The organism is Alcanivorax sp. REN37, from assembly GCF_041102775.1.
Classification (GTDB): Bacteria; Pseudomonadota; Gammaproteobacteria; order Pseudomonadales; family Alcanivoracaceae; genus Isoalcanivorax; species Isoalcanivorax beigongshangi.
On record NZ_JBGCUO010000001.1, the window covers coordinates 2,243,769 to 2,263,434 of the forward strand.

Here is a 19,666-nt window from a genome sequence, read left to right on the forward strand (position 1 = left end):
CCCATGAGCGTGAGCATCCTGCCAACCCGTCGCGATCTGAAATTCGGCCTGCCCGCCGAGAAGGCCGTTGATTGGCACTACGCCGGCATGCACGTTTCCCAGTTTTACAACACGCTGAGCCTGTTCTTCCCGGTGGGCGAGCGCTTCTTCATCGACTCGGTACGCAACTACCGCGACCAAATTACCGATCCCGAATTGAAGCAGGCCGTCACCGCGTTTATCGGCCAAGAAGCCATGCACAGCCGTGAGCACGCCGAACTGAACGACCTGCTGCATGCCGCTGGCGTACCAGTGGAGGCCCAAGAAGCATTCGTGCTGGCCTTGCTCAAAGGTGTGCAGAAGTACACGCCGCAGTCTGTTCAACTGGCTGCAACCGTAGCGCTAGAGCACCTCACCGCCATCCTTGCAGATGCCCTGCTCCGCAACCCAGCCTTGCTGGGCGAGGACTCCGATGAGAAGTTCGTGGGCCTGTGGAACTGGCACGCGCTGGAAGAGACCGAACACAAAGCAGTGGCCTTCGATGTGTACACCACGGTGATGGGCAAGACCCTGACCGCCTATGGCCTGCGCACCAGCATGCTGGTGCTATCCACCTCGGTGTTCTTGGCGCTGCAATACGCGTTCTACTTCGAAAACGTACGCCGCAAAGGCGGTTTGCTGAATGTGAAGGGCTGGGTCACGTCGCTGCGTTACCAATGGGGCCGCAAAGGGGGCTTCAGCCAATCCGTTCTCAACTGGCTGGACTGGTTCAAGCCAGGCTTCCATCCCTGGGACCATGACAACCGCGCGCTGCTGGAAAACGTCGATGCCCTGCTGGCACCGATCCTGGAAGACAACGCCAAGCGCAAAAAAACCAAGGCGGCCTGATTTTTTTCTGCTGTACGACTCTCCGTTCAAAGGTCACCGCAAGGTGACCTTTTTTTTCACGCGCCACTCACCCAAATTGGCCCGCCCATTCATCGTCGGACCGGGCTGTGCACGGTATGGTGAGCGGTGTTCTGCATTTTTTCCTGCGAGGATTTTTACGTGACCAGTGTGACGGCCCATCTCTTTCGACAAGTCAGCCGCCGGCTGATCAAACGCAACGGTCTCAACAGCGATCAGCTGGTGCGTCATCTGCGCAAGCAATTCAATCATCCCCCGGGCCTGACGCTGCTACCGCGCGGCATCCGCCATCACCGCATCGACACCGACGGTTTCCGTGGCGATGTGATTGCCGTGGCCAATCCACAGCGCGCGATCCTGTATTTCCACGGCGGCGCCTACATGGCCGGCACCCCGCGCACCTACCACAACATGGCCGGGCGGCTGGCCAAAGCGCTTAACGCAGCGGTGTACCTGCCGGTCTATCCGTTTGCCCCCGAGCATCCGTTCCCGGCCGCCGTGAACAGTTGCTTGCAGGCCTACCGCTGGCTGCTCGACGAGGGCTACGATCCAGCCAAAATTGCTATCGGTGGCGACTCCGCCGGCGGCGGTTTGACGCTGTCGACGCTGCTGAACATCAAGCAAGAAGGCCTCGCTAAACCGGCCTGCGCATTTACCTTCTCCCCCGCCACCGACAGCCGCGAACAGCCGTCCGTGGCTGCCAATGACGAACGTGATGCCATGCTGTCCGCCGACATGATCCGCACCGCGTCCGAGGTCTACCTGCCGAACCCGGCTGACCGCGAGCTGCCGCTGGCCTCCCCCTGCCTTGGCGATTACAGCGGCCTCGGCCCGCTGATGATCACCGTCGACCGCACCGAATGCCTGTACGACCACGCCACCGCACTGCGCGCCAAAGCCCAAGCGGATGGGGTGCTGGTGGAATGGTTGGAGCGCGACGGCTTGCTGCACGTGTGGCCGACATTGGTTCCCTGGCTGCCAGAAGCGCGGCGCGATCTGAAGCGGGTGGCAGCGTTTCTGAAGCGCTGGCTGTAAACCGAGCGCTACAACCCACCCACCTTGACCAATGGCCGGCGTCGAGCCGGCCAAATGCTCCGCGGCTCTAGGTGAGCAGCGCAAGCAATCGAGCCAACGGAAAGAAGAAAGCCATAAAAAAACCCGGACAACGCCGGGTTCAATTCGATACTTCCGCGACACTTCTTGAGCAATCGAAAGCCAAGTGTACGCCGAAGCTGTTTTTTGATGGTGCGCCAGGAGGGACTTGAACCCCCACACCTTGCGGCACTGGAACCTAAATCCAGCGTGTCTACCAATTCCACCACTAGCGCATCAGGGCGGCGATTGTAGCAGCGTCGCCGCCATCCTCCAATGCTTACTCAACGCCCCTGCAAAGCATCCAGACGGTTATTTACCTGCACCCGGTAGCTGTCGAACGCATTGACGGCGTCTTCCAGCTCATTGAGACGGCTGCCGACGCCACCGCGCTGGCTCTGGGTGGCCGCTACCGCCTGCAGTGCGGGCAGAATTTTGCGCAGGTCATCGAGGGTGCGCTGCTGGGTTCCCAGCCGCTGTTCCAGCTGGCCGAGGGTCTCATTGGCGAGATCGAGCTGGGTCTGTAATTGGTTGCGGGCCACCGTGGTCTGCTGCAGCGCGCTCTGCGCGGCCGCGGCTTGCTTCTGCGCCTCATCAGCGATCTTGCGCGCGTCGGTGGCAGCGGTGCGGGCTTCGCTGGCCGCCGTGCGGGCACTGGCCAGTTCTGTGCGCAGCGCGGTCAGTGCCGTGGCCTGCTCCTTGTTGTTCTGCTCCAGTGCGGCGATGGCTTTCTGGCTGGCTTCGATGTCGGCGCGGTTACGCTTATTGGCGAGATCCCACAGCTTGCGGATTTCGTCGCCGTGGGTGGCCAGCAGTTGCTGCATCTGTTCGGCGGACTGCACACGACTCTGGTCAGCGGCGGACAACTGCGTGGCAAGGTCGCCCAGGCGGTCGCTGGATTCGTTCTGCTGGGCATGCAGCTGGCTGCGCACGTGACTGAGCTCTTGGTACACCACATAGCCGCCCGCTACCAGCACCAGTGCCAGCAGCAACACCAACAACCACGGCCAGGGATTGCTACGACGCGCCGCTGTTGCGGTCGTTGCCGTGGCGGCGGGCTTACTGCGCTCCGGTTTCGGCGCAGTGGACGCGGCAGGCGGCGGCGCTGGACGCGCAGCGCCACGCGGTGCGTCCAACTCTAGATCCTGCAAATCGCCCATCGGCACGTCGCGTTTGTCCGTCATCCCCTGTTCTCCTGTTAATGCTGTTGCCGCGGTGTCAGCGGGCTTGGCGCTGTGCGTCAAACAAGCCCTGCTGCGGCGCATGATAAATCACCTCACCGGGTACGCGCTTGCCGCCCTGCGGGTTGGCCAAAAACGGCAGGAACAGCACCACCGGCCGGCCATCGCGATGATCCACCAATGCCCACAGCCCTGGCAGTGTTTCGCCTTGTTCGGTTTTTACTTCGCTCATGCGCACCAGCCCGGCAGCCATCAGCGTTGGGTCGGTGGCGGCCTGCTGCTGCAATCGCTGCTGCAACGCCAAGGCCCACTGGTCGGAGGGCGGCGCTTGGTCGGCCTCGCCACGGTAGCCAAGCAGTTCAACCTCGTCCTCGCCGGCATGCCATTGCAGCGCGAACGGGTAAACACTGCCGGATTCTCCCACCGCTTGCAGTGCGGTGGTCATCAAACTTTCGGCCAGCCGGTTGATCACCGCGTCCGGGCTCGACGCCGGCTGCGCGTGCAGGGTGCCGGCAGCCAGCAGGCCAGACAGCAGCACTAAAGTAAGGCGGATGAGGTTCATGCGGTGCTCCGATGCAGTTCTGGCAGGCTTCGACGCCGCCGCCGCGGCAGGGTTCCGGTGATGGCTGGGCAGAAAAGAACAAAGCCGCCCGAAGGCGGCTTTGTCGTCGGCCGAAGCCGGGACCCTCAGCCGAAGTTCTTGGCTGCGAAGTCCCAGTTGGCCAGCGCCCAGAATGCCTCAAGGAATTTCGGGCGCGCGTTGCGGTAGTCGATGTAGTAGGCGTGTTCCCACACATCCACGGTCAGCAGCGCGGTTTTGCCGTCGGTCAACGGGGTGCCGGCGTTGCTGGTGTTAACGATTTCCAGACCGTTGGCGCCTTTCACCAACCAGGTCCAGCCGGAACCGAAGTTGCCGATCGCGGACTTGGTGAACTCTTCTTTGAACGCGTCAAAGGAGCCCCACTTAGCGTTGATGGCGTCGGCCAGTGCACCGGTCGGCGCACCGCTGCCGTTCGGGGTCAGGCTGTTCCAGAAGAAGGTGTGGTTCCAAACCTGTGCAGCGTTGTTGAACACGCCGCCCGGGCCAGCGCTCTTGATGATGTCTTCGAGCGATTTGCCTTCAAATTCAGTACCCGGCACCAGGTTGTTCAGGTTGGTGACGTAGGTCTGGTGGTGTTTGCCGTAGTGGAATTCCAGGGTTTCCTGGGACATGTGCGGCGCCAGTGCATCCTTGGCGTAAGGCAGAGCAGGAAGTTCAAAAGCCATGATCTGTATCCCCTGACGTGGTTCAGCTTTCTGGACCGCCGATCGCGACTGCTCGGGGTGATGCGATCAATCGCCCGGCGGCATGGGTTCTCAAGCCGTCATCCGCGGCGGCGCAAAAACCAGGCGCCGGCAGACGGGCCAGCGGTGCGCCGTCGGGCGTGGCGGCCGCTGACAGGCTGCGATGATAACAACCCGACTGCGTATCGGCCAGTTGCCGGCGATGCATCCTGACTATCGGTTGGGCAGCGCTCGCCTATGAAAAATGCCTTCACCTATAAAGACTTACATTGAATGTGCGTACCCGCGCCGGGGCGTAAAAATTCCGCCTTGGGAGGCCGCATCCGGCTGCCGTACAATGGCCGCGCTTTGGTCGTCGGTGGGCCCCTGTCCGCCGCGTCGTTTTCACCAGGAGAATAATCAATGAGCAATGATGCAGTCGTCATTGTCGACGGTGCTCGTACCCCCATGGGCGGTTTCCAAGGTGCACTGGGACCGGTCAGCGCGCCAGAACTGGGCGCCCTTTGTATCCGTGAAGCCGTCCGTCGTGCCGGCCTCAACGCCGATGACATCCAAGAAGTCGTGATGGGCTGCGTGCTGCCCGCCGGTCTTAAGCAAGGTCCGGCGCGCCAAGCCATGCGCCAAGCTGGCCTGCCGGACGGCGTCGGTGCCACCACCATCAACAAGCTGTGCGGCTCCGGCATGAAAGCCACCATGTTCGGCTATGACAGCATCGTCGCCGGCACCAACGACATCGTTGTCACTGGTGGCATGGAGTCGATGACCAACGCCCCTTACGTGCTCGACAAGGCCCGCGCCGGCCTGCGCATGGGCCACGGTCAGGTCTACGACCACATGTTCCTCGACGGCCTCGAAGACGCCGAAACCGGCCGTCTGATGGGTGCCTTTGCCCAAGATCTGGCGGACGAGCGCGGCATCACCCGTGAGGCAATGGACAACTACGCCATCGAATCACTGAAGCGCGCGCAGAAAGCAATCGCAGAAGGCTGGTTCAAGGATGAGATCGTGCCGGTCACCGTGGCGACCCGCAAAGGCGAGGTCGTGGTCGACACCGACGAGCAACCGGGCAACGCCAACCTGGACAAAATCCCCACCCTGCGTCCGGCGTTCAAGAAAGACGGCACCGTCACCGCCGCCAACGCCAGCTCCATTTCCGATGGCGCCTCAGCGCTGGTACTGGCGCGGGAATCCGTAGCGGCCGAGCGCGGTCTGCAGCCGCTGGCACGCATCGTGGCCCACGCCACCCACTCGCTGCACCCGTCCCAGTTCACCGTAGCGCCGGTGGGCTGCGTGGAAAAAGTGCTGGCCAAAGCCGGCTGGAGCGTGGACGACGTGGATCTATTCGAGATCAACGAAGCGTTCGCCATCGTGGCAATGATGCCGATGACCGATCTCGGCATTGCCCACGACAAGCTCAACATCCACGGCGGTGCCTGTGCGCTGGGCCACCCGGTAGGTTCCACCGGCTCACGCATCATCCTGACCTTGATTCACGCGCTGCGCCGTACCGGCGGTAAACGCGGCGTGGCCAGCCTCTGCATCGGCGGCGGCGAAGCCACGGCGGTGGCGATCGAGCTGCTGTAAGGCAGACCATGGCGGCCTGCCCGGCAGGTCGCCATGGGGCTGTGGGACAGGGCCTGAGTCATTGACGGCCCTGCACCACACCGCTGTGCTCAACGCCCATAGAGCGCCAACAGCCCCGCCTGATCCCTGCAAAAGCCCACACCGGCTTGCTCGGCCTCACCGCCACAATGGCAACACCTGCCGCCATCGAACCTGCCCATTCCAGCCGCCACCCTGAACAGACAACGTCTGCTGTCTGGCCCGGCCTGCGTCGCCATTTTCCCGCCATCCGGTGGGCATTTGCGGTGATCTGCCGCGACTGCCATCAGCCGATCATGAAAAGACCCGCCGCCACCGCATTGTCACCACCGCCTGCAGCGCTCGCCATCATTGGTTACAACTTCGCGCCCAATGGGCACTTTCGCCCCGGATGGTTTTCGCTAAAATCCGTGACCCATCAGTCTGACCAAATGGTCACCATCTGTTCACGGAGTTGTCCTTGGCCGCCCTTCCCGTCATCACCGCCCTCGGCGGCATCAGCCCCGCCGGTCGCAGCGCCTGTCACCACGGTTATCACCGGCTGGTGTTCGATGCGCTGTCTGCCGACGAGCAGGCGCGCACGCTGGCGGCGCTGGCAGCACTGGACACCCGCGGCCGGTTCGGTGGCGATGCCGAAGCACTGCTGGAGCACACCTTGGTACGGCGCCTCGATCCCACCTGGGTCGATGCCGACAACGTGCCCATCTCAGTGCAAGGCACCAGCAATGCGCCGCTGAAACTGGAAGTGCGCAACATGGATCTGCCGCAGCCGCTGCCGGCGCACTGGCAGGTGACGCCGCTGGACGGCCGCCGCAGCGAAGTGCTGATCCCGGCCGGCAGCGCACTGCTGCTGCCAAGCAGCCAGCGCAGTAAGGTGCAATCCGCCGGCCAACTGCCGGGGGGGTTTGATCCGGCCCAGCTGTATGCCTCGCGCAACCATCCGCGCGGCCTGCAAATGGCGGTCTATAGCGCTTCCGAAGCACTTGGCATGCTCGGCATCGACTGGTCGCTGATTCAGCGCCGGCTGCCGCCGGAGCAGGTGGCGGTCTACGCTTCCAGCGCCATGGCGCAACTGGACGACTGCGGCCTTGGCGGCCTGTTCCGCAATCCCGCCAGCGGCAAACGCATTACCTCCAAGCAAGTCCCGCTGGGTCTCGGCGAGATGCCGGCCGACTTCATCAACGCTTACGTGCTCGGCGCATTGGGCAGCACCGGGGGCATGCTCGGCGCCTGTGCCACCTTCCATTACAACCTGCTGCTCGGCGTACAAGACATCCGCGCTGGCCGACGCCGGCTGGTGCTAGTAGGCACCAGCGAGGCGCCGCTGGTGCCAGAAGTGATCGAGGGCTACCGCGCCATGGGCGCGTTGGGCGAAGACGAGGCGCTGCTGAAGCTGGACCCGCACCGCGACCAACCCGACCACCGCCGTGCCTGCCGCCCGTTCGGTTACAACATCGGCTTCACCATCGCCGAATCGGCGCAGTTTGTGGTGCTGATGGACGATGCGCTGGCGCTGGAGCTGGGCGCCGACATTCTGGGCGCGGTGCCGGATGTGTTTATCCATGCCGACGGTCCGAAGAAATCCATTTCCGCCCCCGGCGTCGGTAACTATCTGACGTTGGCGCGCGCCGCCGCCCTCACCCGCCAACTGATCGGCAGCGACGGGCTACGCCACCACAGTTTCGTGCACGCCCACGGCACCGGCACACCGCAAAACCGGGTCACTGAATCCGATGTGCTGCACCGCGTCGCGGAAGCGTTCGATATCCGTGATTGGCCGGTGGCGGCGATCAAATGCTATGTCGGCCACAGCCTTGGCACCGCCGGCGGCGACCAGCTCGCGGCCACGCTCGGCACCTTTGCCCACGGCCTGCTGCCGGGCATTTTCACGCTGGACCAGGTAGCTGATGACGTACACGGCGCGCGCCTTGGCCTGCACCAGCAGCATCAAACTCTGGAACGCCCGCAGGCCGCATTGCTGAACTCCAAAGGTTTCGGCGGCAACAACGCCACCGCGGTGGTGCTGTCACCGCAAGCCACCAGCGATCTGTTGGCGCGCCGCCACGGCCACAGCGCGCTGGCCGATTGGCAACAGCGGGTGCAGGCCACTCGCCAGCAGGTGGCGGATTGGGATGCGGCCGCCGTCGCGGGCAGCACTGCGCCGCGCTATCACTTTGGCGAGGGCGTTCTAGACGGCCCGGACCTGACCATCACCGACCACAGCGTCGCCGTGCCCGGCTGGGACCAGCCGCTGGCGCTCGCCGACGACCCCGAATTCGCCGCTTACGTCGGCTAACCAGTTGCAACGGAACCCTGCGGAGCGAAACATTGCTCCGTGGGTTTTTTTTATTTTCGCGAACGCTACCCAAGACACCAATGCGCCCACCGGCATCGCCGCCGGGGCCGTGTCATTTCTAATAATGTGAATATTTTTCAGCCGCGGGATGCGGCTGGCAAAGTAGCGCTGGAGCGTGGTGTGGCCTTCAGCGTCATCGGCGCTGTTTCACGCAGCACCGGGGCTTCCTCCCCCAATATACGGCTCTGTTCCAACTCCATTCCCAGCAGCAGCAAACCCGCCAACAGCGCGATGCCGAGCGGCACCCAGCGCCAGCGCCTGAGCCGTAACGTCACCATCAGCTTCCCCCTGATCGTGTTGCGACCGGCACCTTGCCGTCATAGCTATTGAAGCGGCTGGCGGCGAGGAAGGCTGTGGCACCTTGGTAACAATGTACGGCTGCGGTGTTACCCCTGACGCCACTGCGTCACTGACCACACCAGCGCCGGCGCCAAGCACACCCACACCGACGCCAGCAATACCGTCCACAGTGGCGTGGCGCTGGCCTGCATCAGCGGCGCCGACGGCAACAGCAGTGCCCACAGCGGCAGCACCACCAACGCGGTCAGCGCCGGCGCCCACAGATAACGACCGGCGGCAGTGCGGGTTCGGCCCTGCAGCAGCGCCAGTAAGCACCAACTGAGGACGGCACTGCCGAGAATGATGGCGGCCATAGCAAGGACTCCTGTGTGTGAAGCTGTTAAAAGTTGCGGCACGCGGTCCCGCTGCCGGTCAGCTTTGTTAGAGTTGCGCGATTGTGTCAGGAGACGATTATGGCTGCACCTCGTCGTGGGTCCCGGAGCCGCCGCTGGCTGGTGCTGCTGGCGCTGATCTACCTGCTCGGCGCCCTGAGCAGCGTGGCGTGGCGTGGCGCTGGCCAGAACTACGCCGGTGTCGCGCGCCCGGCCACGGAACTGCAACTGCTCACCGACCTCACCGGCCCCGATGCCGACGGCGAGCGTCAGGTGCAACAGCACATTTTTGACGCCGTGTTCGCGCTGATCGACCAGGCCGAATCACTGCTGGTGCTGGACCTGTTCCTGTTCAACGATTTCCAGGGCGCGGTGCCGGAGCGCCAGCGCGCGCTGGCGGAGGAACTCACCGCCCGCCTGATCGCGCGCAAGCTCATGACGCCATCTCTGCAGGTGCTGCTGATCACCGACCCGTTCAATACCCTGTACGGCAATCAACGCTCACCGTTCCTGGAGCGGCTGCGCGCGGCTGGGGTGCAGGTGGTGATCACGGACCTCACCAAGCTGGCGGATTCGAATCCGTCTTGGTCATGGCTGTGGCGGGTGTGCTGCCAATGGCTCGGCAACGATGAGGGCGGCTGGCTGCCGAACCCGGTAGCGCCCGGCAAGGTGACGCTGCGCACTTATCTGGCGCTGCTTAATTTCAAAGCCAACCACCGCAAAACGGTGGTGGCCGACCGCGACGGCGATTGGCAAGCGATTGTGATGTCCGCCAACCCGCACAACGGCAGCAGTGCCCACAGCAATATTGGTCTGCAATTCCGCGGCCCGGCGGCGCTGGATGTGCTTCATGCGGAGCTGGCGGTGGCGCGCTTCTCGGCGCCGGAGCTGACGCTGCCGACGGCACCGGACCCGGTACCGGCAGTGGCCGCCGGCGCCGGTGCCACCGTGCAGGTGGTCACCGAACGCGCCATCGAGGACGCCGTGCTGCGGCTGCTACGCGAAAGCGGCGCCGGCGATGCGGTGCAGTTGGATATGTTCTACCTGTCTTCACGAGCGGTGGTGCAGGGGCTGCTGGCGGCCCATCAGCGCGGCGCCGCGCTGCAGGTGCTGCTCGATCCCAACAAGGATGCGTTTGGACGCGAGAAAAATGGCATTCCCAACCGGCCGGTGGCGGCTGAGCTACACGCCGCCGGCATCCCGGTGCGCTGGTGCAACACGCTTGGCGAACAGTGCCACAGCAAGCTGGTGATGGCACAGCGCGCTGACGGCCGCGGCGAGGCACTGATTGGTTCTGCCAACCTCACCCGCCGCAATTTGGCCGGGCTCAATCTGGAAGCTGATGTGGTGCTGCGTACCCCCGCCGGCGACGCCACCTTCGCGGCCCTGCAACAGCTGTTTGCCGAGCGTTGGGGCAATACCGGCGCCATCCAGTACAGCGTTGATTACCCGGTGTACGCCGATGAGCGCTGGTGGCCGCGAGTGCTGTACCGAGTGATGGAAGGCAGCGGTTGGGCCAGCTTCTGAGAACGCAGCCGACAACGGCTGGAACACCGTGGCCGCCGCACCGGCCGGTTGGCATCACGCAGGCCGCCGGCTAGACACAGCAGCTACAGGTTCGACGACCACCTCGCTGATAGCACCCGTGGTCGGTGCAGCCGCCGCACCGCGCGATTCGACATCGACCGTCCTCGGCCTCAGCCAAGGCCCTGAACATCAGTTTTCAGCGCAGCAAACTCAGCGCAAACGCCACCGCCAGCCACGCCAGCACCAGCCCCATCAGCCGGTCCACCCAATAGCCATGGCGCGCCAGCGCTTGTTGGGCGGCACCGGACAGCAGCCACGCCACCAAGGTGAACCAGAGCGCGTTAACCATGCACATCCACACCCCGTAGCCAACCTTGGCCCACAACGGCGTGGTGAGACTGACCAAGTTGGTGAACAGCGCGGTGAAGAACAGCACCGCCTTCGGATTAAGCAGATTGGTGAGAAACCCCATGCGCCATGCCGCGGCGGCAGACAGCGCCGCCGCCGTCACCGGGGCCGCGCCGGGGCCGGCGGGCTGCGCGCGCAGCAGTTGCCACGCTAGCCACAATAGATAACCGATGCCCAGCACTTGCACTGCCAGCAGCAACGTCGGATGGCGTTGTAGCAACGTCAGCCCGGCGATGGCATAGCTGGCATGCACCGCCATCGCCGCGCCGATACCGAGCGCGGTAAACACCCCGGCGCGGCGGCCGCCGCGCACGCTGTTGCGCACCGTCACCGCCAGATCCGGTCCCGGTGCGATCACCGCCAGCAGATGCACCAGCGCCAGTTTTAGGAATTCCGCCGCCAGTGCTGTCATCCGAGCCTCAACGTGGTTGTGGGCTGCCCATCAACGCTTGCAGCTGATCGCCGCGTGGGAAGCCGGACACCATGCGGGTAGCGCCGTTGTCCAGGTAGAACGACGCCGGCGTGCCGGTGACGCCCAGGTTACGCATCAGGTCGTTGTTGGCCATGATGCGCGCGCGAGTGGCCGTGTCCACCGCGTTGGCCGGGGTGATGCCGCCGTCATTGAAGCTTTGGTTGTGGCGGCCCATGGCGGCGCCAGGGTTGCGGTCAGCCATGATCGCCGCCGCCTTGTTGAGGCTATCGGGACGCAGGATCGCCACCACCACGTGCCGCAGTTGGACCTTGCCGGCTTTCACCCATGGCTGCGCTGCTTCCCAGAAGCGGTGGCAGAACGGGCAGTTGGGGTCGGTGAAGGTGTAGACAATGCGCTCAGCCTTGTCGGAGCCTTCCGCCACCCAGTTGCTGTTTTCCAGCGACGCCCAAGCGTCTTGCAGCCGCTCGGCTTCGACACCGGCAATCACCGATTCGCTGGCGTTGTTGCCGTTGCTATCGAGCATGGCCCCAACAATGGCGTACTGGCCTTTCTCATCCAGATAGGCGGTGAAGAACTGGCCCTGGGCGCTGAACAGGTAACCCTTCATCGGGGTGCCCGTCTCGAACGTGCGCACCAGCTCGGCGCCGTGGCCTTCCAGTGCTTTCAGCGGTGCCGGCAGCTCTGCCGCCAAGGCCGCCGCTGGGGTCAGAACGGCCAACGCCGCCAGTGTCTTGAAGTTCATCGAGTTACTCCCTCAAAGTGCGGATCCAGCCGCCGCAGACGATCCTGCAGCGACGCGGCAGACAGTTCGCCCAGGTGAGCGGTGACCACAACGCCTTCGGCATTGACGAACACCGTAGTCGGCAGCGCCTGCGAGCCGAGCTCCTGGGATAGGCGCCCGTAGGCGTCTTGGTACACATCGGTCAGCCCGGGCGCGGCCTCGGCCAGAAAAGACTGCGCTTGGGCCAGCGGTTCGGACTGATTCACAAATACAAAACGGTACTGCGGCAGCGCCTGTTGCGCGGCTTCCAGCACCGGCATTTCACGGCGGCACGGCGGGCACCAGCTGGCCCAAAAGTTAATCACCATCGGCCGCCCGTCGAGCAGTTCGGTGGAGCCAAAGCTCTCGCCATCAAAACTGTGCAGCGTCACCGTCGGCAGCGTCACCTGCTCCGGCGTCAGCGCCACCCGCACCACGCTGGAGAACATCATCACCACGCCCAGCACCACCGCGTAACGTACCCACAGCGCGCGGGCAGCACCGGCACGGGCGGTGATCCACACCAGTGCCAATGCCGCACCGGCGGCGCCACCGCGCCAGTCCCAGCCGCCATCACGGATGTCGATGATGCTCCACGGTTCCGCCGCATAAGTGGCGGCGAACCGTAGCACGAACACCAACCGCGCTCCCACTGCTGCCACCCAAAGTACCGTGAACAGGCGATCAATCAGGCTGCGCTGCCCATCCACCAATGGCGCCTTGCGTTGCCACCACCAGCCCAGCAGCAGACCTACCAGCAGTGTCAGCAACACCGGAATCTGCTGAGCGCTGATCACCAGCGGGCCCAGACTCCAACTGTTCATGCCGTTCTCCCATCGCGTTTGCACGCCGGTCCTGCGCCGGCGTGCGCGCCAGTGTGTCGCACCGAGGTGAAGTGAGCATTAAGAGAAGTGGCCGATTGCCGCCGCGTCGCCATTTTTATCGGCGCGGCGATGGCCAGTGGCCGCCACCGTGGCTGTGCCGCTGGCGCCGGCGCACTACACTGGCCGCTGGGCACGCTGATGGAGAGCACTGTGAACCTGCTGCTGATCGAGGACGACCCGCTGGTGGCGGAAGGCATCCTGGCTGGACTGGAGCTGGGCGGTGCGCGCATCTGCTGGGCCGCCGATCTGCGCCGCGCCACGCCGCTGTGCGTGGAACAGGCCTGGGACACTATCATCCTCGACCTGTCGCTGCCGGACGGCGATGGCCTCGAATGGCTGCGCCAGCAACGCCAGCGCGGTGTGCGCACCCCAGTATTGATACTCACCGCCCGGGACGCCATTCCGCAGCGGGTGGCGGGTCTTAACGCCGGCGCCGACGACTACCTCACCAAACCGTTTGATCTGGACGAACTGATTGCCCGCGTGCGCGCGCTGCACCGCCGCGCCCAGCCGCACTTGGCCCATGTCATTGAGCACGGTCCGCTGCGGGTGCAACTGGAGCAGCGCCGAGTGCTGTGGCACGACCAGCCGGTAACGCTATCGCGGCGCGAATGGGTGCTGCTGGAAGCGCTGCTGCGTGCCCGCGGCGCGCTGTTGTCCGCCGCGCAATTGCATGAGCGGCTCTACGATCTCGATACCCAGGTGGAGAGCAACGCGCTCAATGTTCACCTCTACAATTTGCGCCGCAAACTCGACAGCCGGTTGGTGATCACCGAGCGCAATCTTGGTTACCGGCTGGCCAGCCTGGCGGAACTGGAGGACAACGCGCCGTGAGCCTGCGCCTGAAACTGATGCTGACGCTGGGCCTGTCGCTGACGCTGCTGTGGGTGGCCACCGCGGTGTGGGTGTTCGAGGGCATCAGCCGCCGCATTGATGACACCCTCGACCAGCGGCTGGTGGCATCGGCGCACATGATCAGTAACCTGATCGGCCAACTGCCAGTGACCGACCTCGGCGAATTGGAGGCCGTGCAGAGCGTGGTGGCCGGGGTGCAAGGGGTCGCGTGTCAGGTGCGCAGCCGCACCGGCAGCCTGCTGCTGCAGACCCACCCGCTGCTGCCCGCCGACGCCCGCAGTCCTGCACCAGGCTGGAGCCGGCTGGAGCTGGACGGCACCGTGTGGCGACTCTACACCCTCGACCGCCACGGCATTTTAGTGTCCACCGCTGACCGTCTCGATGAGCGGCAAGCGCTGCGCAACAGCTTCCTCACCGGTACCGCGCTGTCGTTCACAGTGGCGCTGCTTGGTTCGCTGGCGCTGTTGTGGCTGATCCTTACCCGCACCTTCCGGCCGCTGTCGCGCCTGACCGGCACCCTCGCCGGCCTCAGCCCCACCGACTTGGCACCGCTGCCCGACCGCGATCTGCCGCTGGAAATCGTGCCGCTGGTGCGCACTATTAATGGCCTGTTCGCTCGCTTCGGCGACACCCTGGAGCGCGAAACCCGCTTCACCAGCAACGCGGCCCACGAGCTGCGTACCCCGCTCACCGCCGCCAAAACTCAGCTGCAACTGGTGCAGCGGGCAGCGCCGGAACGCCGCGCCCACCACCTCAGCCGTGCCGAGCATGCGCTGGAGCGGCTGGAACGCATCATCAACCAGCTGCTGACACTGGCCCGCATCGACAGCGACCAAGTCGATACCCGCCCCGGCCCCGCCAGCGTTGGCAGTGTGTTGGAGGAGCTGGCGGCCCACTATCCGATTGCGCCAGTGTTATCGGTGAGCAGCGCCGACCGCGCGCGGTTGACGCCGATCGACAGCGACCTGTGGCAGGTGGCGGTGCGCAATCTGGTCGACAACGCGCTCTGCCACGGCGACGGTTTGTTGCGCATGCAGGTACAACACCAGCACGGGCAATTGCAGGTACAGCTGTGCAACCGCCTCGCCGATGGCGCGCAGCTGCCGGCCGCCGCCGGCGAGCGGTTCCGGCGCGGGCCCACTAGCCAGGGCGCCGGCCTCGGGTTGTCCATTGTCGAGGCGCTGTGCCGACGGTACGCTGGCCAGCTCACGCTGGACCCCGGCACCGATACCCTGACTGTGGTCCTGACGTTCCCGGCGGCTGCTGCCGTCCCTGTCTGAGGAGCCTGCGCCCATGGCACAACATTTCGATACCGGCCCCGGCCTGTGTGATGCCCCCGATGCGGTGACCACCGATTACCGCCTGACGCAAACCATGCTGCGCATCAAGGACCCGGCGCTGAGCCTGGATTTCTACACCCGCGTGCTCGGTATGCGGCTGGTCCGGCGGCTGGATTTCCCGGAAATGAAGTTCTCGCTGTACTTCATCGGTTTTATTCCCGCCAGCGAAGACCACGCGGTGCCCAGCGATGACTTGGCGCGCACCACCTACACCTTTAATCGCGACAACCTGCTGGAGCTGACCCACAACTGGGGCACCGAGGACGACGCTGATTTCAGCTACCACGACGGCAACCAAGACCCGCGCGGTTTTGGCCACATCGGCATCACGGTGCCGGATGTGTACGCCGCCAGTGAACGCTTCGAACAACTCGGAGTGCCGTTCGTGAAGCGTCCCGATGACGGCAAAATGAAGGGCTTGGCGTTCATCAAAGACCCGGACGGCTACTGGATTGAAGTGATCCAAGCCGACATGGTGGAACGCCAAGCGCGTACCGGAGACGCCGCCTGAGTCAGCCCGCCCCAACCACCGCAGCGCCCAGCTACCGCACCCTGCTGAGCTGGGCGCTGCCGGTGATGCTGGCCAACATCGCGGTGCCACTGCTGGGCATCGCTGACACCGCCATCATCGGCCACCGCGGCGACAGCGCCGCGCTCGGCGCCATCGCCCTCGGCGGGCTGATGTTGAGCTTTCTGTATTGGGCGTTCGGCTTCCTGCGCATGGGCACCACCGCACAGGTGGCGGCCGCCAGCGGCGCCGCCGCCGATGCGCGCCTGCGTGGCGAAGTACAGCGCGCGCTGCAATTGGGCGCCGGCATCGGCTTGGTGCTGTTGCTACTGCACTCACCGTTGCTGGCCCTCGGCCTGTCACTGCTGGATGCCAGTGATGCGGTGTTGGCCGGGGTTGATGACTACATCTCGATCCGCATCTGGGCCGCGCCGGCCACGCTGATGACCTATGCCGTGCTCGGCACCCTGATCGGGCTCGGCCGCACCCGCCACCTGCTGTGGCTGCAACTGCTGCTCAACGGTCTCAATCTGGCGCTCGATATCCTGTTCGCGGTGGTGCTCGACTACGGCCTGCGCGGCATCGCCATGGGCACCGTGATCGCCGAGTGGTGCGCGCTGGCCGCCGGTTTGTACTGGTTGCGCGGCCTGCTGCCGAAGGTGGCCGCCGCCAAGGCTGCACGTGGTGACTGGCGCCAACTGCTCAACGTCCACGCCAACTTATTCTGGCGCACGCTGTTCCTGCTGCTGGGCATGATGTGGTTTGCCAATGCCGGCGCCCGCCTCGGCGACCTCGAATTAGCGGCCAATCACCTGCTGCTGCAGTTCATCAGCTTCTCGGCGTTCTTCCTCGATGGCTATGCCTATGTGGTGGAGGCGCAGGTGGGTCAGGCGCGCGGCGCCGGCCAGCGCCACCGGTTGGTGATGGTGATCCGCCGTACCACGGTGCTGGCGGTGACCACCGCCGTGGCGCTGGCAACGCTGCTGTGGAGTGCCGGGCCGTGGCTGATTGCACTGCTCACTTCGCTGCCGGATGTGCAATCGCGGGCGGCAGAATTTCTGCCGTGGGCGGCGCTGTATGTGCTGCTGTCTTGCGCCGCATTCCAGCTCGATGGCCTGTGCATCGGTCTTAATGCCAGCGCGCCCATGCGCAACGCCACCGGCATCGCGCTGGTGCTGTTCCTGCTGGCCGATGCGTGGCTGACGCCGCGTTATGGCAACCTCGGGCTGTGGTGGGCATTCATCCTATTCGTGCTGGCGCGTGCGTTGGCGCTGTGGCCGTGGCGCAGCGCTCTGGCTGCCAAGTTGCCGTCCAGAACGTAAAATCCCCGCGCGCGCCGGCTGCCGGCGTGGCATTGCCCTGAGCTTCCCGGCAGCATGACGCCAGTTTCATCGCCGTTCTAGCACAGGAGTGCCTCAATGATTGTTTCCCCGTTCCGCGCTGCGACGCTGGGCCTGCTGGCGTTGCTGACGCTGGCGGCCTGCAGCGATTACAAGGAGCTGGCCAGCCATCAAAGCCCGCTGCCACCGCCGGTGGCGCGACCGGTCAGCTACGCCGCCGACGTGCAACCGATCATCGAGCACAAGTGCTTGGCCTGCCACGGCTGTTACGACGCGCCCTGCCAGCTGAAGCTGGAAACCGCCGAAGGTCTGCTGCGCGGTGCCAGTCCGGAACCGGTCTACAATGGCTCGCGCCGTCAGAATATGTCACCGACCCGACTCGGCATCGATGCCCACGGCGAAGCCGCTTGGCGCGAAAAAGGCTTCCACTCGGTGCTGGAACCCACCGCTGAGCACGAAGCGCTGCTGTATCGCATGATCGCGCTCGGCAAACAGCACCCGCTGCCGGCCAACGCGCGGCTGCCATCACGCATCGACATCAGCCCCAACCGCACGCACCAGTGCGTCACCAGTGACCAATTCCACAAGTACGAGCGCAAGCACGCACTGGAAGGCATGCCGTTTGCGGTCACCGGCCTTAGCGATGCCGAGTTCTCGATTCTGCGCGCTTGGTTCGACCAAGGCGCCACCGTCAGCCCGCGGGCAGTTACCGCTACTGCCGCCGAGCAAGCGCTGGCCGAGCGGTGGGAAGCCTGGCTGAACCAGCGCAGTGACCGCCAACAACTGGTGGCGCGCTGGATCTACGAGCACTTGTTCTTGGCGCATCTGTATCTGGAAGAGCGCGGCGCGGACACCCATTACTACGAGTTGATTCGCTCCTACACCCCGCCCGGCGAGCCGATCGAGCCGGTGGCCACGGTGCGCCCCAATGACGACCCGGAAGCGCCGGTGTTCTACCGCCTGCAACTGCTGCAGGAGCCGATCGTGCACAAGCGCCATATCACCTTCCGCTTTGATGGCGACAAGCTGGCCCGGTCACAGCAGCTGTTCTTCGGCGAAGCGTGGCAGCTTGAGGCGCTGCCGGGCTACGACGCCGAGCTGCGCGCCAACCCGTTCGAGACCTTCGCCGCGATTCCGGCGCGGGCGCGTTACCAGTTCATGCTCGATGAGGCGGAGTACTTCACCCGCACTTTCATCCGCGGCCCGGTGTGCCGTGGTCAGATCGCCACCGATGTGATCCGCGACCATTTCTGGACGCTGTTCCAACACCCGGACCACGACGCGTACATCACCGACGCGGATTACCGGGCGCTGGCCACACCGCTACTGGGGATGCCGGGCCAGAACGACCGCTTGCTGTCGATGAGCAGCGAATGGAAACACTACCTCGGCCTGCGTAACCAGTACGTGGTGCAACGCCAAGACCACTACCGCGACACCGTCACCGATGGCGCCGCCCTGGACCATGTGTGGGATGGCGACGGCGACAACCACAACGCGCTGCTGACCATTGCTCGCCACCACGACAGCGCGTCGGTGCGACGCGGCTTGATCGGTCCCGAGCCACGCACCATCTGGTGGATGGATTACCCGCTGTTCGAGCGCACTTACTACGAGTTGGTGGTGAACTTCGATGTGTTCGGCAACCTCGCGCACCAAGCGCAGACGCGGCTGTACTTCGACCTGATCCGCCACGAAGCGGAAGAAAACTATTTGCGGCTGATGCCGCCGGGCGACCGGCTGCCGCTGCAGCACAGCTGGTATCAAGGACTGGGCAAACTGAAGCTGCGCATTACTTACGCACCGCTGGATGCCGAGGCCGCCAGCGCCGAGCCGTTCCGCAGCGACGACCCGATGACCGAAATGACGTTGCGACTGCTGGACCGGTTCCGCGACATCAACGCCATGCCGGATGACTACCTTAACCGCTGCCAAGGCGCCGGCTGCGGCCGCCCGGATCAGCCGGACTGGATCCGTGCCAGCGACCGGCTGCTGTCGGACATTGCCGCCAAGCACCCGGACAAAGTGCCGGGCATTCTGCACCTGCCGGAAGTGACCTTCTTGCGCGTGCATCGGCCAGACGGCGACCGCACCGTCTACACCCTGGTGCGCAACCGTGCCCACTCCAACGTCGCCTTTATGATGGGCGAGTCGCTGCGCTACCTGCCGGAGGAAGACAGCGTCACCGTCTATCCCGGTATCTTCGGCAGCTACCCGAACTTCATGTTTGATGTGGCCGCCGATGAGCTGAGCGAGTTCGTCGACCGGTTGCGCCAAGCCAAAGACGCCGATCCGTTCGAGCAGATTGCCAACCGCTGGGGCGTGCGCCGCACCCACCCAGCGTTTTGGGAGGTGCTGCACGACTTCACCGCCTGGCAGAGCGAGCACGAGCCGCTGCAGGCGGGGATCTTCGATATCAACCGGTTCGAAAACCTGTAATTCATCACTGTTGACGCCCGCCGCACGGCGGGCCGAAGCCGCACTGTCCTGATCGATGGTGCGGCTTTTTTTATGGATCGAATAAAGACGGGATGTCGGAC

18 protein-coding genes and 1 tRNA gene are annotated in these 19,666 nt (G+C 64.6%); 10 read left to right on the top strand and 9 right to left on the bottom strand.

Features of this window, described 5'->3' with window-relative positions:
• The first annotated feature begins 3 nt into the window (after positions 1–3).
• Together AB5I84_RS10215 and AB5I84_RS10220 are read left to right on the top strand one after the other, a co-directional pair.
• Positions 4–867 carry a metal-dependent hydrolase gene (locus AB5I84_RS10215; protein ID WP_369455755.1) on the top strand — a complete coding sequence of 288 codons (864 nt, stop codon included), beginning with the start codon at positions 4–6 and terminating at the stop codon, positions 865–867.
• A gap of 159 nt (positions 868–1,026) precedes the next feature.
• Positions 1,027–1,920, top strand: coding sequence for an alpha/beta hydrolase (locus tag AB5I84_RS10220; protein ID WP_369455756.1), 894 nt, complete (start codon positions 1,027–1,029; stop codon positions 1,918–1,920).
• Between the two features lie 208 nt (positions 1,921–2,128).
• Here AB5I84_RS10220 and AB5I84_RS10225 read toward each other — a convergent pair.
• From AB5I84_RS10225 to AB5I84_RS10240, 4 genes are all read right to left on the bottom strand, one after another.
• Positions 2,129–2,213: transfer RNA gene (locus AB5I84_RS10225), tRNA-Leu, on the bottom strand.
• Between the two features lie 48 nt (positions 2,214–2,261).
• Positions 2,262–3,161: a hypothetical protein gene (locus AB5I84_RS10230; RefSeq protein ID WP_369455757.1), complete on the bottom strand. Its 900-nt coding sequence runs from the start codon at positions 3,159–3,161 to the stop codon at positions 2,262–2,264.
• Between the two features lie 34 nt (positions 3,162–3,195).
• The gene (locus tag AB5I84_RS10235; protein WP_369455758.1) at positions 3,196–3,720 is read right to left on the bottom strand and encodes a hypothetical protein; all 525 of its coding nucleotides are present in this window, start codon (positions 3,718–3,720) and stop codon (positions 3,196–3,198) included.
• A gap of 125 nt (positions 3,721–3,845) precedes the next feature.
• Positions 3,846–4,424: a superoxide dismutase gene (locus AB5I84_RS10240; protein ID WP_369455759.1), complete on the bottom strand. Its 579-nt coding sequence runs from the start codon at positions 4,422–4,424 to the stop codon at positions 3,846–3,848.
• Positions 4,425–4,844: 420 nt separating this feature from the next.
• Between AB5I84_RS10240 and AB5I84_RS10245 the strand changes: the two genes are divergently transcribed.
• Both AB5I84_RS10245 and AB5I84_RS10250 read left to right on the top strand, forming a co-directional pair.
• Positions 4,845–6,026, top strand: coding sequence for an acetyl-CoA C-acyltransferase (locus AB5I84_RS10245; RefSeq protein ID WP_369455760.1), 1,182 nt, complete (start codon positions 4,845–4,847; stop codon positions 6,024–6,026).
• 478 nt (positions 6,027–6,504) lie between these two features.
• Positions 6,505–8,340 carry a beta-ketoacyl synthase gene (locus AB5I84_RS10250; protein WP_369455761.1) on the top strand — a complete coding sequence of 612 codons (1,836 nt, stop codon included), beginning with the start codon at positions 6,505–6,507 and terminating at the stop codon, positions 8,338–8,340.
• Between the two features lie 137 nt (positions 8,341–8,477).
• Here the strand turns inward: AB5I84_RS10250 and AB5I84_RS10255 are convergent, their stop codons facing one another.
• Both AB5I84_RS10255 and AB5I84_RS10260 read right to left on the bottom strand, forming a co-directional pair.
• A complete protein-coding gene (locus tag AB5I84_RS10255) occupies positions 8,478–8,678 on the bottom strand; it encodes a hypothetical protein (protein WP_369455762.1) in 201 nt (66 codons plus the stop codon).
• Between the two features lie 108 nt (positions 8,679–8,786).
• The gene (locus AB5I84_RS10260) at positions 8,787–9,053 is read right to left on the bottom strand and encodes a hypothetical protein (RefSeq protein ID WP_369455763.1); all 267 of its coding nucleotides are present in this window, start codon (positions 9,051–9,053) and stop codon (positions 8,787–8,789) included.
• A gap of 99 nt (positions 9,054–9,152) precedes the next feature.
• On the opposite strand from AB5I84_RS10260, the gene AB5I84_RS10265 reads away from it, so the two are divergent.
• A complete protein-coding gene (locus AB5I84_RS10265) occupies positions 9,153–10,598 on the top strand; it encodes a phospholipase D-like domain-containing protein (RefSeq protein WP_369455764.1) in 1,446 nt (481 codons plus the stop codon).
• Between the two features lie 196 nt (positions 10,599–10,794).
• On the opposite strand, the gene AB5I84_RS10270 is transcribed toward AB5I84_RS10265, so the two are convergent.
• The 3 genes from AB5I84_RS10270 to AB5I84_RS10280 are packed head-to-tail and all read right to left on the bottom strand — an operon-like array spanning position 10,795 to position 13,023.
• Positions 10,795–11,418 carry a LysE family translocator gene (locus AB5I84_RS10270; protein WP_369455765.1) on the bottom strand — a complete coding sequence of 208 codons (624 nt, stop codon included), beginning with the start codon at positions 11,416–11,418 and terminating at the stop codon, positions 10,795–10,797.
• A 7-nt stretch (positions 11,419–11,425) separates the two neighbouring features.
• Positions 11,426–12,181 carry a thiol:disulfide interchange protein DsbG gene (gene dsbG, locus AB5I84_RS10275; RefSeq protein WP_369455766.1) on the bottom strand — a complete coding sequence of 252 codons (756 nt, stop codon included), beginning with the start codon at positions 12,179–12,181 and terminating at the stop codon, positions 11,426–11,428.
• Positions 12,178–13,023 carry a TlpA family protein disulfide reductase gene (locus AB5I84_RS10280; RefSeq protein WP_369455767.1) on the bottom strand — a complete coding sequence of 282 codons (846 nt, stop codon included), beginning with the start codon at positions 13,021–13,023 and terminating at the stop codon, positions 12,178–12,180. Before AB5I84_RS10280 ends, dsbG begins: the two co-directional genes overlap by 4 nt.
• 87 nt (positions 13,024–13,110) lie before the next feature.
• Between AB5I84_RS10280 and AB5I84_RS10285 the strand changes: the two genes are divergently transcribed.
• The 5 genes from AB5I84_RS10285 (at position 13,111) to AB5I84_RS10305 (ending at position 19,565) form a co-directional block, all read left to right on the top strand.
• Positions 13,111–13,917, top strand: a complete 807-nt coding sequence (locus AB5I84_RS10285) for a response regulator transcription factor (RefSeq protein WP_369455768.1) — start codon at positions 13,111–13,113, stop codon at positions 13,915–13,917.
• Positions 13,914–15,218: a histidine kinase dimerization/phospho-acceptor domain-containing protein gene (locus AB5I84_RS10290; protein ID WP_369455769.1), complete on the top strand. Its 1,305-nt coding sequence runs from the start codon at positions 13,914–13,916 to the stop codon at positions 15,216–15,218. The genes AB5I84_RS10285 and AB5I84_RS10290 overlap by 4 nt, the downstream gene beginning before the upstream one ends.
• Positions 15,219–15,231: 13 nt before the next feature.
• The gene (gloA, locus tag AB5I84_RS10295) at positions 15,232–15,789 is read left to right on the top strand and encodes a lactoylglutathione lyase (RefSeq protein WP_369455770.1); all 558 of its coding nucleotides are present in this window, start codon (positions 15,232–15,234) and stop codon (positions 15,787–15,789) included.
• 65 nt (positions 15,790–15,854) lie between these two features.
• Entirely contained in the window at positions 15,855–17,108 is a 1,254-nt protein-coding gene (locus tag AB5I84_RS10300) for an MATE family efflux transporter (protein ID WP_369455771.1), read from the top strand.
• A gap of 96 nt (positions 17,109–17,204) precedes the next feature.
• Entirely contained in the window at positions 17,205–19,565 is a 2,361-nt protein-coding gene (locus AB5I84_RS10305; RefSeq protein WP_369455772.1) for a fatty acid cis/trans isomerase, read from the top strand.
• Positions 19,566–19,666 lie beyond the last annotated feature (101 nt).